Below are 15,701 nucleotides of genomic sequence, written 5' to 3'. Positions count from 1 at the left end.
GCCATGTTCGCGGGAACGTTTCGCCAAAGGCGCGAAACGTTCCCGCAGCCAAGGCAGCGCGCAGCGTTTTTTCGCAAAAAACGCGAAAAAACGCTTTTTTGAAGAGCGCGCCAAAGTCAAAAGAAGAGTCAAGGACAAAACCTCGGAGGCTCTGCCTCCGAACCTCCGCCGGGGACCTTACGGTCCCCGGACCCCTGCAACACTCTGGAACCCGCCGGCCCCCCGCAACACTTGGAACGAATTGGTCCCCCCTCTTGACGATCAGGAGATCTGCACCACGATATCTTGCAGCACCGAACCAGCCTTGGCCAACTGATCCGCACAGTTGGACATGTGACGATACACCTCGCGACGCTTGAACATGTCCATCACCTGCATCATCGCCTTGGGCGCGGCATGAACCGGATTCGCATCCAACTCCTGCATGAAAGCGTCATCCGCATGGAACAACGAAACAAGCGCCTTGCGATAACACTTCTCGGTGGTACGCTCTGCCTTCTTGGCCGCCATGGCATCCTCGGTGGCCGCCAGGGGCGTGGTGGCGAGCTTCTTGAAACCGTCATTCAACGCAACCACACCATCACGCATGATCTGCGCCATCTCCAGGGTATAAGCGTCCGGAGTCAGCTCCAAAACCTCCATCTCGCGCACCGTGGTCTTGGCGTAGTTTATGATCTGATCGACAGCCACTACCGCACGGTAAATGTCCTCGCGATCCAACGGCGTGGCAAAAGCCTGATTCAACACCGCCATGTTGCGCGCCTTGATCTCGTCACCCTTCTTCTCCAACTCGCGAACCAGAATGCCCTGTTGAACGTCGTGGGTCTCCATGAAACCCACCAGGGCATGCATGGATTGCAAACACACCTCGCTGTGCTCGACAAGCATGCCAAAAAAATCCGGCACGGTCGGAAAAACGTTCTCAAGGATTCTTTCGGTCAACGTTTTGGCATTGCCACTCATGATCAGACCTCCCTCTGGAATGATTGAACATCCTTCTTTGGTAATCTTGACAAAGCCGGTCAGGATTGCGCACCGGCTTTGTCCGTTGGGAGGCATGCTAGCGAAAGAATGTGAAGGGAATGCGAGTGGTGTGTAAATTAATGATAAACAATTGATTAATGCTTTAATTTCAATGCGTTGTACGGACATATACGATCATCCGACGCCCCGTGAACGACCAATCCGGGCCCATTCTCCCCATCCGGAAGAACTCTGTTAAAAAGCCATGAACCGTCTGAAGCACGCCCGACAACGGTCGCGTCACGGGTTCCAGATCAAACGGACCATCCCCGCGCAACTCCCCGCCTCCCCGGTGGCCACGAATCCCGCCCCCCGATAGAGCCGCGAGGCCGGTTCGGCCCCCTCCCTCACCTCCAGATCGATCGACGCCGTCCCGCGCCGACGGGCCTGGGCCAGCACCTGGGCCAGCAATGCCGACCCCACGCCGCGACCGGCCCAATCCGCCTCGACGCTGACATTGGTGATGTAGCCGGAAGTCTCGTTCCAGTAGATCGCCACCAGTCCCACCAGCCGTGCCCCATCCCACGCCTCGACGGTCATGGCGCGCGCGCGCAGTTTTTCGGCATAGGCAGGGATCGCCACCCGGCTGCTCAACGGGGGAACGAACCGGTCATCGCAGGCGGTCAGATGGCGCCGGATCTCTGCGGCTGGGGCGGTGTCGATCCGAAGCGCGGGCCCGGTCATGGGTCCAGCAAAACGGCGGCGCCAAACCCGTGCCGGCCAAAGGCGTTGCCGTTGTAAAGAAGAAACACCCGCCCGTCGCGGGCAAACAGATGGGGATAGCACTGCATCTCTCCATCCCACCCGCCGGCATCCCCCTCAAGGGTGCCCAGCTCGTCGGCCCGCTGCCAGTCGCGCCCGTTTTCGGACCAGGCATGGCCGATCCGGTAGCCGCGACTCCGGTTCTGACGAAAATCGTCCGCGTGGCGGTAACAGAAAAGCATGTGATACAACCCGCCATGCTCGAGCACGCTCGGCAGGGCCTGACACTCATCCGGACCGAGCCGGTCCGGGATCAACTGGCGACCCGCCTCGGGCCGCTCCCAAATGAGCCCGTCCTTCGAAACCGCATGCCCGATCTTGTAGATCCGATCCGGAGGGGCATCCGGGGCGATCCGTTTCCATCCGGTGCCGAAGATGTACCACATGTGAAACAGCCCATCGATCACCCGCACGAAGCCGTCGCACACCAGACAGGGCTCCTGGGGCGCGGCGGAGAGCACCGGTCCCGTGCCGACCCGTTCGAAGGTGGCCCCCTGGTCGTGGCTGACCACCAGACCGATGGCGGTCTCCACCGACACCGCCACCCGCCGGCTCCAGCCGCTCGTATAACCGAACACCTTGTCCTGGTGGGCGAGGATGTTGATCGGGAAGATGCCGTGCTCGTCGAAGCAACCCAACCCCCCCAGCGGCAGCACGGTGTGATCGGCAACCCCGAGGATCTCTCCCAGATCCGGGGTGAAATCCACGTAGGCCACGCGGCTGAAGAACTTGCCGTTGTCCGGATCCACCGAACGGGTGGAGAAGTAGATGCGCGTCCGGTCCGGCAGAAGCAGGGTCTGGGGGGATTGGGCAAACTCGACGCACCCATCCGGCAGGGGATGCTCTCTGGGATCGAAGATTTTTCCCAGTTTGCGCCACGACAAACCCGGACCACGCTTTTCAGTCATCGAGATCTCCTTGCAGTTCCGCCAGGCCAAAACCGTATCGACCCACCTGATTGCCCAGATAGGCCATGTAGACCTTGCCATCCAGGGCGAACACATGCGGATAGCTGATCATCTCGTCATCCCAGCCGCTCGGGGAGATGTCGATGCCGGCCCGGTCGTCGTGGCGCCGCCAGTTGACCAGATCGTCACTCACCGCATAGCCGATCCGATAGCCCCGCTCCCGCCCGCGATAGCCGGTGCTGTGACGATAGCAAAAGAACATGTGATAGCGGCCACCACTGAAAAAAACGTCCGGGCTGGCCTGGGCCTCGTCCGGCTCGACCCGCGACGGAAGCAGATCCTGGTTGTGACGGATCCAGTGGATCCCATCCTCGGAGTGGGCCATGCGGATCTTGTAGACCGGTTCGGCCCGACCATCGGCCAGAATCCACGTGCGACCCGCGATGTAGAACAGATAATAACGGTCGTTGAAACGCCGAATCTTCGGACCGCTCAACACGAACGGCTCGTCCGGGGAGGCGGAAAGGATCGGTCCAGGACCGAACCGGGTGAAGGTCTCCCCGCCGTCGCGGCTGATCGCCAGTCCGATGGCCACATCAAACGGCACCGATTCGCAACGGGTCCAGCCGCCGTAATAGGCCCACACCTCCTCATGGCGCCGGATCACCGAAACCGGATAAACGCCGAACTCATCGAACATTCCCAACCCCCCCAAAGGCAGGATCGGCGCCTCGGCCACCCGCACGATCCGGAACAGCTCCCGGCGATCCAGCTCCACGAAGGACGAATAGCTCACATAACGCCCCTGCTCGTCCGCCGGCGGACGGCAGGAGAAGTAGACCCGCACCGTCCGATCCTGGATCAGCACCGCCGGTCCCTGGGCGAACTCCTTGAGCCAGGGACGTCCGGTGACCTCTTGAGGGTTGAAGAGTTTTCCGAGTTTTTTCCAGGTGAACATGGATGATCCATCCTCTTTATCCAGGCGGGTCATGCTCGGACGCCACGCGTCAGAGCAGGGTGTAACCGGGGAGAAACCGTTGCTGGATCTCCTCCACGGTATTGAACATCATCACATCGAGAATCGACAGCCACGGCACGAACTCCGCGTCGAACTGGCGGTACGGGAGCGACCCGGCCTGGAGAAAACGCAGCTCGATCCCCTCCTCCGCGAACGCAGCGCGCTCGTAGAGCGACTGGCCGCCAATGGGATTGACATAGAGATCCGTGCCCACCGCCCGGCACAGGGCGATCACCTTCTCCTGGGCTTTCAGGTCGTGATCGATCGGCACCTGCGACGAAACCACCCATTCGGTTTGGATGCCGAGATGGTCGCACACCCGGTGCAGACCATGCTCGAGAAACGCGAACAGATTGGGATCCGGGTGCTGCAGAATCCCCTCGGCAAGCTGGTAGACCGCCTCGAAGCAGGGCGCGCGCCGGTAGGTGCCGTGCAGGCGGTTCAAGAGCGATTCGGGCTTGAAATCGCTTGCCAGGTAGCGCGCGCCGATATCCAACCCATCGGAACCGGCCATCAGCGGCAGGGAGAACCAGACCGGCGCGCCGTTTTGCAGAATGCGGTTGCGATTGATCCACCCCTTTTTCGTATATTTGATGTTATCATAGACGACGAAGCGATCCACGGACCGGATCAGCTGGAAATAGCCGATGTAGGGAAAGAAATAGGGCTGCATGATCGCGGTGCGCACGCTTGATCGACTCCGGTTTCCGATTGCCATGTTCGACATGCGATCATAGACCGTTTCCGCGCCAAAGCCCAGACCGTTCGGGAACGTGCCTGGAGCCTTGCCAGCGGCCAGGCCCACCCGGTCACGCACCGACAACACGCCCATGGAGAATCCACGGTTCCAGGCCGGCTCCACGGTTGACCGCCAAAACGATCGATGTCACGCCTGGTCCGAACGATCATGAACGCCGTGCCACCCAGGGTGGTCAAGAAAGGAAAGCGACGATGAGCGGGTTTGACTCCCGTATTCTGGTGGTGGACGACAAACCGGCCAATCTGCTGGCCATGCGCCGACTGCTGGCGCCGTTGCGCATCGAGATCCTCGAAGCCGCTGGCGGCGAGGCGGCCCTGGCCCAGGCGCTGCACCGGGATCTGGCCCTGATCCTGCTCGACGTGGACATGCCGGGCATGGATGGCTACGAGGTGGCCCAGGCCTTGAAAGGATTCGAGGGTACGCGCCACATTCCGATCATCTTTCTGACCGCGGCCTTCAAGGATCATCCGCACCTGCTGCGCGCCTACCAGTTCGGTGGGGTGGACTATCTGGAAAAACCCTTCGACGATCGGATCCTGATCGCCAAGATCGAGGTCTTTCTGGAGCTGCATCGCGCCCGCCTCGCCCAGAAACATGCCATGGATCTGCTCGCCCAGAGCGAGGCGAAGTTCCGGGCCATGGTCGATCACGTCGGCATCGGCCTGATCCGACTCGACACGGAGTATGGACAGCTCCTCGAGGCCAACCAGGCCTTTGCCGCCATGCTCGGCCACGAATCCGCCGACGAACTTCTCGGCACCACCATCATGGAGGTGACCCACCCGGACGACCTGGAGTCGAGCCGCGACGCCATCTTGCAACTGCGCGACGGACAACTCACCTCGACCCGCTTCGAAAAACGATACCTCACACGGGATCAAGAGGTGATCTGGGCCAGGGTGACCGCCTCCCTGCTACCCGGTCCGGAACCAAACCGCACCTTCATCGTTTCGGCCATCGAGGACATCACCGAAAACAAGCGTCTCGATCAACGCCTGCGCGAGCAGAACGAGATGTTGAGCCACTTCTACAATCTCCCCTTCATCGGCATGGCCATCACCAGCCCGGAAACCAAACAGTGGTTATCCGTCAACGATGCCCTGTGCCAGATGCTCGGCTACAGCCGGGACGAGCTGTTTGCCATGAACTGGGCCGAGCTGACCCATCCCGAGGATCTGGACAAGGATCTTCAACAATACCAACAGGTGCTCAACGGCACGATCGACGGCTATGTACTCGACAAACGCTTCGTCCGCAAGGATGGCCGGGTCGTGGAGACACAGCTCGATGTGAAGTGTCTGCGCGGACCAGATGACCGGGTGGAACGCATCGTGGTCACGCTTCTGGATATCAGCGAGCGCAAGCACACTGAAATCACCCTGCGCAAATTGACCGCGGAGCTGGATCGATTCTTCACCATGTCCCTGGATCTGCTCTGCATCGCCGACATGCAGGGTCGCTTTCTGCGTCTGAACCGCGCCTGGGAGCAGACGCTCGGCTATCCCCTCGAAGAGTTGCAGGGGAGCTTGTTTCTGGATTATGTCCACCCCGAGGACCGGGAAACCACTCTGGAGGCGATGAATGCCCTGGAGCAGGGGAACCGGATCCTCAACTTCACCAACCGCTACCGCTGCCGGGATGGAAGTCACCGCTGGATCGAGTGGCGCTCCACCCCCTACCAGAACAATCTGATCTATGCCGTGGCCCGTGACATCACCGAGCGCAAACAGCTCGAAGAGGCGTTGCGCCACGCCAAACGGAGCGCCGAGGAGGCCAACCAGGCGAAAAGCGAATTTCTGGCCAACATGAGCCATGAAATCCGCACGCCGATGAACGTGGTGCTGGGCATGGCCGAGATGCTGCTGGACACCGAGTTGACCGATCGGCAGCGTCTGTTCGCACAGACCATGCACAACTCCGGCAAGACCCTTTTGGGGGTGATCAACGACGTGCTCGACTTCTCGCGCATCGAGTCGGGTCGGTTTTCCCTCAGCCATCTCCCCTACGCGCCCGGTCGGGTGACCGAGGAGATCGTCGATCTGATGCGTCTGACCGCGGAGGGGAAAGGTGTGACGATGAGCCTGGAATTGGCCGACGATCTGCCTGGGGCCATGCTGGGAGACGAAAGCCGGATGCGGCAGATTCTGATCAACCTGCTGGGCAATGCCCTGAAATTCACCGACCGGGGCCGCATCCACGCTCGGGTGCGACGGGATCCGGAAACCCCGGATCAGCTGCACGTCACGGTCGAGGATACCGGCATCGGCATTTCGCCCGAGCAGCAGCGGTTGATCTTCGAGCAGTTCATGCAGGCCGATGTCGGGGTGACGCGCCGGTTTGGCGGGACGGGGTTGGGGTTGTCGATCTCTCGCCGCCTGGTGGAGTTGATGGGCGGGCGCATCTGGGTGGAGAGTCGTCTGGGCGAAGGGAGTGTCTTTCATGTCATCCTGCCCATCCAGGAGGTGGCCACGCCCGAGCAAAGGTGCGTCAGCGCACACCCGGTGGACGAATCATGCGCTCCAGCGTTCAAGATTCTCCTGGCCGAGGATGTCGAGGAGAACCGCATCCTGTTCGAGAACTACCTGCTGAACACCCCGCACCAGCTGGTGATGGTCGCCGATGGGATCGAGGCCGTGGAGAGGATCCAGGCCGAGCGGTTCGATGTGGTGTTCATGGATGTGCGCATGCCACGCCTGGACGGCTACGAGGCGGCACGGCGCATTCGCGACTGGGAACGTGCGACCGCGCTTCCTCGGGTCACCATCATCACCCTGTCGGCCCACGCCATGGAGGGGGAGCGGGAGCGCAGCCTGGCAGCCGGGTGTGACCACTATCTTTCCAAGCCGATCGGCAAGAAGGCATTGCTGGCGGCGTTGAACGCCATCGCCGCGGAGGGAGGGAGATCCGGCGCGTAGAGCGCGCGAAAAGCAAAGGCGAGATCCAGGAAGAAGTCCCGGAGGCGCTGCCTCCGGACCTTCGCCGGGGGCGGCAACCGCCCCCGGACCCCGGTGATGACTTGAAACATACCATGGAACTCCCGAAGGGAGGTCCATGGTATGAGGGGGTGAGGGGTTCTCCCCCCATCCTGCACGTTACGACACGTAGGAACAGGCGCTCGCTGCGGTGCGGGTATCCATGTCGCGACCGCGATTGGTGTGATCGTCCACCTCGGCGGCGGTGCCGATCATGCGCCCGAACAGGAAGGTGATGAAGGCCGCGCTCTCCATGGACTCGGCACTCACCTCGCCACGCGCATACGGCTTCCAGAGCATCTTCAACAACAAAACCGCGATCACCGCGTCCACGTTCACGCAGTAGACCTCCCGGCTGATGCCGCTCTTGTGCAGCGCATGCACCAACTGGTGGTAGAAATCCTGGAACACGTTGTACGAGCCGCGCTGCTTGAAGAGGTTGTCCACGAACACCTCGCGCGGATCGAAATTCTCCGGCTTGCCCTTGAACACCGGATGGTTGACGCACGGAATCTTGGCGTAATCCATGCTCCCGGCACCCTTGGCCTTGACCTTGTACGCCTTGTACTCGGCGGCATAGGCCATGGCCATGGCCATCAGATCCAGGCCATGATTCGGATCGCCCGGATCGGCGAGACCGGAATCCTTGAACCGCTCCATCAAAAAGGCGATCGCCTCGTAGCCGTTGCCGCCGTGGGCGAAACCGGTGTGGGAGAGGAAGCCCAGATAGGCCTTGTTGATCTGGATCCGCTCCGGAGCCATCGGGCCGTCGGCGCTGACCGCGCCCTTCGGGCCCTGGGCGGAGATGGTGCCCGGTCCGTTGGTGACCAAAAGTCCCACGAGCACCGAGAAACTGAACAGCTCCTCCTCGTTGGGGCGACGGTTGAACAGAGACAGAAAGGCGGTCTCGGTAAAACTCCAGGATTCGAGCAGCTCGGTGTTGTCCACGCCCGAGAAGCTCTTCTTGTCCTGACGGACCGACGGCACCACGCAGCCCACCAGGGAGCTGAAAATGCGGAAATGCCACGGCATGGCCAGCAGGGTGGTCACCGACAGACGACGACGCGCCAGGGCACGCCAGGCCAGATGGCAGCAGATGGCAGCCAGCACCGTGCTGTCGCGCACCCCTTCGCTACCCGCGCCCAACGCCTTGACGAACTCGATGAAAACCGATTTGCAGCCGCGCGCCTCCAGGGCGCTCAACATCGACTTGCCACGCTTGCCGCTCTTCGGAGAGATCAGCACGTCGCGCACGCCGCTCTCGGTGGCCTGGGCGAGTTGGGCCTGGAAGTCGAATTCCAGATTGTTCGGATCGGTCAGGCCGGAGTGGCCGAACAGATCGATGAGGGCCTGCACCGCCTCCCGCGCCGGCTTGATCTCGTTGGGTCCGAGCATGGCCAGGCCGGTGGAGAGCACCACGTTCGGACTGCTGCCCGCCTCGCGGGCGGCGTCGGCGGCCAGGATGCCCGGCAAACCGAAGTGGTTCACGAAGGCGTTCAAGGCGATGTTGGCCATGGCGCGACCGGTGGCATCCGGATATTCGCGCGTCAAGGACATCACCAGATTCTCTTCCAGGGTGTGGGTGGAGGCATCGAGCACGCTCACGCCATGCACCTGGGAGACCTGGGTTTTGGGATCCATGCGCGAGGCGCCGGAGCAATCCTTCATCGCCTGACGCGGGAAGATGGCGCCGACCTGCTTGCCCTGTGCGGCGATCTGCTCGTTGTAGGGGGCGAGCGCCTCGACCACCGGGAGCTGCAACTCCTTGGGCAGGGCGATATCCTGGTTGGAGAAGAACCAGCACTTGAGGGCCAGATCGCCGCGCGGCTCGAAATCGGGCTTGATGCCGTTCATCATCATCACGGCGGTCATGGCCTGGGGGATGTGGGCGATGTTGGTCACCACCGCGCCCTTGGCCGAGCAGGCCGGGGTTTCGGGGGTGAAGATCGCCCGGACCCCGAACTTCTCCATGAACCAGCGCTCCTTGGAGGCTGCGTCGTCGCCGGATCCGGCGATGGCGCCGGCGTGACCGCAGGAGCGGGTCAGCTTGGCCTTCCAGCGGCCCACCACGCAGGCCACCACCGGCTTGCGGAACACCAGATCGCGCTCGTAGTATCCACCCGGCTCGATGTACATCACGGCGGCCTTGGTACGGTCGTCGTTGTGCATGGCATGGGTGAACTCCGGGGCGGCGAAGTGGATGTAGACATCCTTGCCCGACGACACCGACACCGTGGTACCCCAACCGGCGGTGAGCAGGTAGGTGGCGATGGTGGTGGTGAAGTTGCCGGAGTTGGAGTAGAGGCCCACCGATCCGGGGACCAGCGACTCGTGGGGAGCGTTGCCGCCCAGGGCGCCACCGATGCGCACGTGGTTGTGGGCATCGCCCAGCCCCAGGCAGTTGGCGCCGAAGACATCCACGCCGCGCCACTGGCAGTATTGACGGATCATGCGGGCGTGCTTGACCTTCACCTTCTCGGTGAGGATCACCACCTTCTTGAGATCCGGGTTGACGCGCACCGCCTCGATCACTGCGTCCTTCACCCCGTCCGGTGGGACGTAGACCACGGCGACGTTGAATTTCTTGCCGTCGTTGAGGGCCTCGAGCACGTTGTTGTAGACCGGGATGTCGCCGATCTTGGTTTTCAGCACCGCGCCGGAGCGGCCCGGCATGACGCCGCAGACGATGTTGCCGCCGGAGTACTCATGGCTGATCGGCGTGACCGTGGTGCTTTCGCCGCCCAGGATGTTGAGCACGCAAACCCGATCCTCCTTGGTGGCCAGATCGGCCAGGGAGTGGATGCCGACGAAGTAGGGAAACTCCTTTTCGCCCTTCGGATGCAGAAAATTTTGCCCCATGGCGGGCATGGTATCGATCAATGGCATGGATGACCTCGTTGTCCTTATGAAAGCGCGTGGGATCGCGAGTTTGACGAGAGTTGCACGATGGGGGGAGGCCCCTCGCCCCCCCACCCGTGGAACGCCCGGTCGGGAGTTCCACGGCAAATGCCGTTTTATCCCGAACGGGTTACCTGACCCCCATCTTCTGGGCGATCACCTGACGGCCACCGTTCTTCATCCAGGTGTCCACGGCCACGGCGTAGTTGATCACCTCGCTCATGGCGGAGTCGTAACCGAACATGGCATGCGGGATCCCCAGGGAGTCCAGGGTATCCTTGAGATAGCCCAGACCCTGCACCAGATTGGGACCGCCGCGTCCCACCACCACGAACAGCGGCGTGGGACCGCGCTCGTTGAAATAGGAGCGCAATCCGTCGCCCATGGCGCGGAAGGTCTCGTAGATGTCGGTATTGTTGGCCTTGCCGCCGATCAAGAAGAGCACGTTGGTTTGGCCGAGCCAGTGTTTGTAGGTGATGTCGCTGATCTGCTTCATCTTCGCGTAGGGCGGATTGCCACCGAAGTCCGAGGAGATGGTGGCCAGATCGCCCAGCAGTTCGGTCACCAGGGCGTTGGCGCCACCGCCGAAGGTCATGGCGGTGATGGTGCCGGCGGGATTGATCACATACACATCCGACTGGCCCTGATAGGTACGCAGTTGGTTGACCTCGAGTTCGTAGTCCGAAAGATGGATGCTGTCGAGGGTCGCGGGCAGGTTGAGGCGTCTGGCGTTGCGGTCGTCGCCGTCGAAGGAGCACTTGAAATCGCAGGCGATCGGGACCAGGCGACCGTTCGGATCGCGCCAGATGCGGATCGGGTTGATCTCCAGGGTGGTCATGCCGTAGTTGTTGAACAGATCCCACAGCTTGGTGATGTTCTGCACCAGCGGGCTCAGGATTTCGTTCGGGGCATTCATCTTGTCCAGGGCGTTGGAGATGACGAACCCCTTCAAACCGGTCAGAGGATCGAACGGCACCACCGCGATCTGGCTGGGGGGCAACTCTTCGATGTCCATGCCGCCGTGGTGGGTGATGGTCAGGGTGGGCGCGCGGTAGACGGTGTTGTCGGTCAGGGAGACGTAGATCTCGTGCTCGGCCTTGACGAACCCCTCGAAGGTGACCCCCTCGGATTTGGAGGATTGATTGCCGTGGGTGTGCTCGGCAAAGTAGAGACGCTCCTTTTCCTTGAGCGCGGTGCGAACATCCGTGGCCTTGCCAACCAGACCCGCCTTGCCTTTCTTGCCGATTCCGCCTTTGAAGATGGGTTTGATCAGGCAGCCCCCCCATTTGTCGATCAGGGCCTTGATCTCATCGGGCGTCGCTTCCGGCCCGAGAACCTCGGCGCAGGGAAAATCGACGTATTTGAGTAATTTGGCCCCCCATTTCATGCCGGTGATTTGCATCGGTGCGGTACCTCACTCTTTTTGTGACATTGATTGAAAAATGGATCCCCCCGGATGATGCCACAACAAAAAACGGGTAAATTCGACACCGCTTGGTGCCTTCATTACCCGTTCCTTGAGCATCGTGCATGGCGGGAGCGACGGGGCTCGAACCCGCGACCTCCGGCGTGACAGGCCGGCATTCTAACCGACTGAACTACGCCCCCGTAACATGATTATGTGCGTTGCGACAGAGTTGATTCTGGATTCAACCGATACCAGTGTGTTGTCGCGGGGAGGGATTATCCACATATTGCCAGGGGTCGTCAAGGAGGATTGTGCGTGTTTTTTTCCGGCCCCTCCCGCGGGAAACCTGGGCACCGAATCGGGAAATCATCATGGCGTTCGCCTGGCCCGCATGCAGGATTGGTTCCTTTCCCGAACCAAAGAGTTGGTTGTCCCTTTCCGAAGCAGGCGGGAACCGTTATCCTCGAATGGATGCGCAAGCCGGGTTCGACGCGCCCGGCCCGCATGTCGAAAACAGGTCGGATCTCACCTTTAGAATATTTCCCGGATGACACGCCACATGAATGGGCACACCCTGCCAGCGGCTCCTGCCGAGCTTCCCAGACCCGTCACCCTGGAGACCTTTCTCCCCTTTTTGTGCTGTCCCAACTGCCAGGGAGATCTCCAGCTCTCCCGTCCCACCGACAAACCCTGGACCGAGGCCCTGACCTGCGACACATGCGGGGCCGGTTTTCCAGTCATCGATGGCATCCCGGTACTCTTTCCGGGCAACCGCCAGGAGAGCCTCGACGACCTCTTCCAGCGCTATTGGGACTCCGCCGAAAAGGCGCATCTCTACGACGCCAAGGTGGAGGGCGGCGAGGACCCGTTCGGAGTCTACAACCACCACTCCGAAATCCATGCCATGGCCGTCCATTACGCCACCCGCCCACCCCGCGCGCTGCTCGATGCCGGCTGCGGCAACGGTCGGTTCCTCACCACCTTTCCAAACGATACCCTCAAGGTGGGGGTGGATGCTTCGCTGAACCTGTTGCGCATCGCCCGCGGCAAGGGTCGCGGCGATTTTCACGTCTGCTGCGAACTGGAGTCCCTGCCCTTCAAGAACGCGCTGTTCGATACCGTGATCAGCTGTCGCGTGCTTCAACATCTCAAGGAACAGGAGCGCGCGGTTGGCGAACTGGCCCGAATCACCCAACCCAACGGACGGCTGATCCTCGAGATCTACAACACCTGGAACCTGAAAACCCTCTATAAACAGATCCGCATGTCGCCCATTCGGGAGGTGTTCAACGCCCCGTTCCGTCTGCTGTTCCGCTCCATGTCCCCCTTTGCGGACTGGGGGCTGGATCATGACCGCTACAACAGCTGGTGGGAGATCAAGCGGTGGATGCGCCGCGCCGGCGTCGGTCGCATCGAAGGACGTGGCGCGGGGTTCGGGTTTCACAAGTATCTCTTTCAACCGTTTTACATCGACGCCGTTCTGCGCAAACACGCCCCGCATTTCCTGCGTCGTTATTACGACGCCTGCTTTGCCCTGGAAAAACGGATCGGCGGTTGGCCCGTCCTGCGCCATACCCTGGAAAAGTTCGTTCTGTGCGGCACCATCGGTCCCAAACCCGCCTGGAGCACCTTCGGCGAACGGATCTTCAAAACCCTCGGTCACGCCTGGATCTCCTCTCCCCTGGTGAGCGCGCGCGCCGTCAACGCCTGGATCCGCGAGCGCCAACCTTACGATACCCTGCCGGTGCAGGATGTCACCACGCATCTGCGCGAGGGGGTGCTCTGGCTGTGCCGCGCCCAGGACGCCACTCCGGATCACGGAGTGAGTCGGGCTTTTGCCGCGGGTTGGAGCCCACAATTCCGGGGTGGCGGCTGGCAGCCCTCCTATCCGGAGACCACCGGATACATCATCCCCACCCTCTATCGGACGGCGGCCCTGGTCCCGGAGGCCGAGGCCCGAAGCCGTGCCGCGCGCATGGCCGACTGGGAGATCGCCATGCAGCTCCCCAACGGCGCGGTGATGGGTGGCACGGTCGATCAGAAACGGTCACCCGCGGTGTTCAACACCGGGCAGGTGCTGTTCGGCTGGCTGCGCGCCCATGCCGAAACCGGTGATGGGCGCCACCTGGAGGCGGCCATGCGTGCCGGGGCATACCTGTTGCGTGTCCAGTCGCCGGAGGGGGATTGGCGTCAAGGCAACTCCCGCTATGCCAAGGCCGAGAGCACCACCTACAACAGCCGCGTGGGGTGGGCGTTGATCCGTCTGGGCATCGAAACCGGGGAGGCGAAATACCGGGATGCCGGCATCCGGAACATCCGTCACGTCCTCGGGCGTCAGCAGGAGAACGGCTGGTTTGCCGACAACTGTCTTTCCGATCCGTCCGCGCCGTTGTTGCATACCATCTGCTATGCCATGGAGGGGCTCGCCGGCGCGGCGATCTCCCTGGACGAGCCGGCCTGGTTGCGACGGGTGGAGTTGGCTGGTCGGGCTTTGCTTGGCTGTCAATCTCCCCTGGGGCGGATCCCCGGACGTTTGGACGGGCAGTGGCGTGGCGTGGTGAATTGGGACTGTCTGACCGGCAGTGCGCAGTTGGCCGGGTTGTGGCTGGTATTGGCGGAACGGTGCGGGGATGACGGATTCCATGAAGCGGCGCGGCGCACCTTGGGCTTCTTGAAGCGGATGCAGCGGTGTGACGGGGTGGATGGCGCGATACGTGGCGGGATGCCGGGTTCTTATCCGTTTGGGGGTGGCTATGGTCGGCATGAGGTGTTGAACTGGGCCACGAAGTTCTATTTGGATGCGTTGTTGCTGGAGATGGGCGTCGAGAATGCCGAGGGGTGGGCCAGGGGGTGAGGTGAGACCCGGACGGAGTTTACCGTGGAACTCCCGTCGGGGAGGTCCACGGTCGGGGGGTGAGGGGGTTCTCCCCCCATCATGCCAGTTACCCTGGAACTCCCGTCGGGGAGGTCCAGGGTAAAATTCCCCACCTCAAACCTTCATCCCCCGCAACAATCAACGACAGATCCCGCGACTCCTGGCAAACTCCCCGTAAAGAGCATCGGACCGGATCGTATGGGTCAAGAACCACTCGGTGACGAACAAATTCATGTCCACGATGAAGTAGATATTCCGATCCTGGGTCAAACGGCCCGCCAACTCCTTGAGTCGGATCAACAAACGATGATGCTCCCGGGCATGCTCGGCCCGTTTCGGATAACCCACCTCGGTCATCCACGCCTCCTCACCGGAAAAATGCGTGCTGCAATATCCCAGCAAGAACGCCACCGCCTGATCGATCTCCTCCCAATCCCTGGAGGTCGGAGGACGCAAGGTCAATTTTCCGGCCAGAGTGTTGATGTGGACGATCCGGTTCATCAACTCCAGATGTTCTCGATCGAATGCATCGATGCCGGTCTTGCGCAGCCTGAGACGCATCGACTCCCGAAACGACAACTCCCGCCCGGATTTCGCACTGTCGGAACCCATACCGCGCGACGCGGCGGAAACGGCGTGCGGAGACGCTTCGGTGCAGGCCTTGGGAGACTCCCCACCCTTGGAAAAACGGGCATACGCCATGTCCAACTGGTTGATGTGCTGAAACAACCACCCCACCACCAGATGAAGCAGATCGACCACGAAGGAGATCGACTCCCGCCAGATGCGCGCTTCGAGATCCAACAACGTCTTGACGAATATCCGATGCGCTTCGGCGTGGGCGGCCACGCCTGGATAGTGGATCCGGTGCATGAACGCCTCCTCCTCCTGGAAGTGGCGGGTTGCATAGCTCTTGAGATCCTGAAGCGTGCCGCGCAAGGAAGCGACCGAATCCGGATCCGGGGTCTCCTTTTGCAGCTTGCGCACCTCGCCGTAGAGACGCACGATCAACTCCACCAACTGTTCATGCTGACCGTGCAGGGCTGGAATCTCCACATCCTTGAGCCGGGCGCGCAT

Annotated in this window: 10 protein-coding genes and 1 tRNA gene; 2 read left to right on the top strand and 9 right to left on the bottom strand. The window is 61.7% G+C overall.

Features of this window, described 5'->3' with window-relative positions; genetic code table 11:
- Positions 1-261: 261 nt before the first annotated feature.
- The 5 genes from ACV4UY_RS15485 to ACV4UY_RS15465 all read right to left on the bottom strand — a co-directional run bounded on the left by ACV4UY_RS15485 (position 262) and on the right by ACV4UY_RS15465 (position 4,429).
- A complete protein-coding gene (locus tag ACV4UY_RS15485; protein ID WP_491608471.1) occupies positions 262-963 on the bottom strand; it encodes a DUF47 domain-containing protein in 702 nt (233 codons plus the stop codon).
- Positions 964-1,263: 300 nt separating this feature from the next.
- Positions 1,264-1,707 carry a GNAT family N-acetyltransferase gene (locus ACV4UY_RS15480; protein WP_491608470.1) on the bottom strand — a complete coding sequence of 148 codons (444 nt, stop codon included), beginning with the start codon at positions 1,705-1,707 and terminating at the stop codon, positions 1,264-1,266.
- A complete protein-coding gene (locus tag ACV4UY_RS15475) occupies positions 1,704-2,693 on the bottom strand; it encodes a glycoside hydrolase family protein (RefSeq protein WP_491608469.1) in 990 nt (329 codons plus the stop codon). Before ACV4UY_RS15475 ends, ACV4UY_RS15480 begins: the two co-directional genes overlap by 4 nt.
- The gene (locus ACV4UY_RS15470) at positions 2,686-3,651 is read right to left on the bottom strand and encodes a glycoside hydrolase family protein (RefSeq protein WP_491608468.1); all 966 of its coding nucleotides are present in this window, start codon (positions 3,649-3,651) and stop codon (positions 2,686-2,688) included. Before ACV4UY_RS15470 ends, ACV4UY_RS15475 begins: the two co-directional genes overlap by 8 nt.
- Before the next feature lie 49 nt (positions 3,652-3,700).
- The gene (locus ACV4UY_RS15465; protein ID WP_491608472.1) at positions 3,701-4,429 is read right to left on the bottom strand and encodes a WbqC family protein; all 729 of its coding nucleotides are present in this window, start codon (positions 4,427-4,429) and stop codon (positions 3,701-3,703) included.
- Between the two features lie 233 nt (positions 4,430-4,662).
- On the opposite strand from ACV4UY_RS15465, the gene ACV4UY_RS15460 reads away from it, so the two are divergent.
- Entirely contained in the window at positions 4,663-7,386 is a 2,724-nt protein-coding gene (locus ACV4UY_RS15460) for a PAS domain S-box protein (RefSeq protein WP_491608467.1), read from the top strand.
- 177 nt (positions 7,387-7,563) lie between these two features.
- Here the strand turns inward: ACV4UY_RS15460 and ACV4UY_RS15455 are convergent, their stop codons facing one another.
- The 3 genes from ACV4UY_RS15455 to ACV4UY_RS15445 all read right to left on the bottom strand — a co-directional run bounded on the left by ACV4UY_RS15455 (position 7,564) and on the right by ACV4UY_RS15445 (position 11,949).
- Complete coding sequence (locus tag ACV4UY_RS15455; protein ID WP_491608466.1) at positions 7,564-10,329, bottom strand: CoA-binding protein; 2,766 nt, start codon at positions 10,327-10,329, stop codon at positions 7,564-7,566.
- A gap of 142 nt (positions 10,330-10,471) precedes the next feature.
- The gene (locus tag ACV4UY_RS15450) at positions 10,472-11,743 is read right to left on the bottom strand and encodes an ATP-grasp domain-containing protein (protein ID WP_491608465.1); all 1,272 of its coding nucleotides are present in this window, start codon (positions 11,741-11,743) and stop codon (positions 10,472-10,474) included.
- A gap of 129 nt (positions 11,744-11,872) precedes the next feature.
- Positions 11,873-11,949, bottom strand: a tRNA-Asp gene (locus tag ACV4UY_RS15445).
- A gap of 359 nt (positions 11,950-12,308) precedes the next feature.
- Here ACV4UY_RS15445 and ACV4UY_RS15440 point away from each other — a divergent pair.
- Complete coding sequence (locus ACV4UY_RS15440; protein ID WP_491608464.1) at positions 12,309-14,603, top strand: methyltransferase domain-containing protein; 2,295 nt, start codon at positions 12,309-12,311, stop codon at positions 14,601-14,603.
- A 159-nt stretch (positions 14,604-14,762) separates the two neighbouring features.
- Here the strand turns inward: ACV4UY_RS15440 and ACV4UY_RS15435 are convergent.
- Positions 14,763-15,701, bottom strand: a 939-nt coding sequence (locus ACV4UY_RS15435; protein ID WP_491608463.1) for a bacteriohemerythrin, incomplete at its 5' end; no start/stop codon positions are given.

It is taken from the genome of Candidatus Magnetaquiglobus sp. (genome assembly GCF_058402785.1).
Note: the sequence above shows the minus strand (reverse complement) of the source record. Positions and strands in the feature narration are given on the sequence as shown.

What these genes read in the sequence shown, in the direction of transcription:
- ACV4UY_RS15485 (WP_491608471.1), bottom strand. Translation starts at nt 963, where the DNA reads ATGAGTGGCAATGCCAAAACGTTGACCGAAAGAATCCTTGAGAACGTT.
- ACV4UY_RS15480 (WP_491608470.1), bottom strand. Translation starts at nt 1,707, where the DNA reads ATGACCGGGCCCGCGCTTCGGATCGACACCGCCCCAGCCGCAGAGATC.
- ACV4UY_RS15475 (WP_491608469.1), bottom strand. Translation starts at nt 2,693, where the DNA reads ATGACTGAAAAGCGTGGTCCGGGTTTGTCGTGGCGCAAACTGGGAAAA.
- ACV4UY_RS15470 (WP_491608468.1), bottom strand. Translation starts at nt 3,651, where the DNA reads ATGTTCACCTGGAAAAAACTCGGAAAACTCTTCAACCCTCAAGAGGTC.
- ACV4UY_RS15465 (WP_491608472.1), bottom strand. Translation starts at nt 4,429, where the DNA reads ATGGCAATCGGAAACCGGAGTCGATCAAGCGTGCGCACCGCGATCATG.
- ACV4UY_RS15460 (WP_491608467.1), top strand. Translation starts at nt 4,663, where the DNA reads ATGAGCGGGTTTGACTCCCGTATTCTGGTGGTGGACGACAAACCGGCC.
- ACV4UY_RS15455 (WP_491608466.1), bottom strand. Translation starts at nt 10,329, where the DNA reads ATGCCATTGATCGATACCATGCCCGCCATGGGGCAAAATTTTCTGCAT.
- ACV4UY_RS15450 (WP_491608465.1), bottom strand. Translation starts at nt 11,743, where the DNA reads ATGCAAATCACCGGCATGAAATGGGGGGCCAAATTACTCAAATACGTC.
- ACV4UY_RS15440 (WP_491608464.1), top strand. Translation starts at nt 12,309, where the DNA reads ATGAATGGGCACACCCTGCCAGCGGCTCCTGCCGAGCTTCCCAGACCC.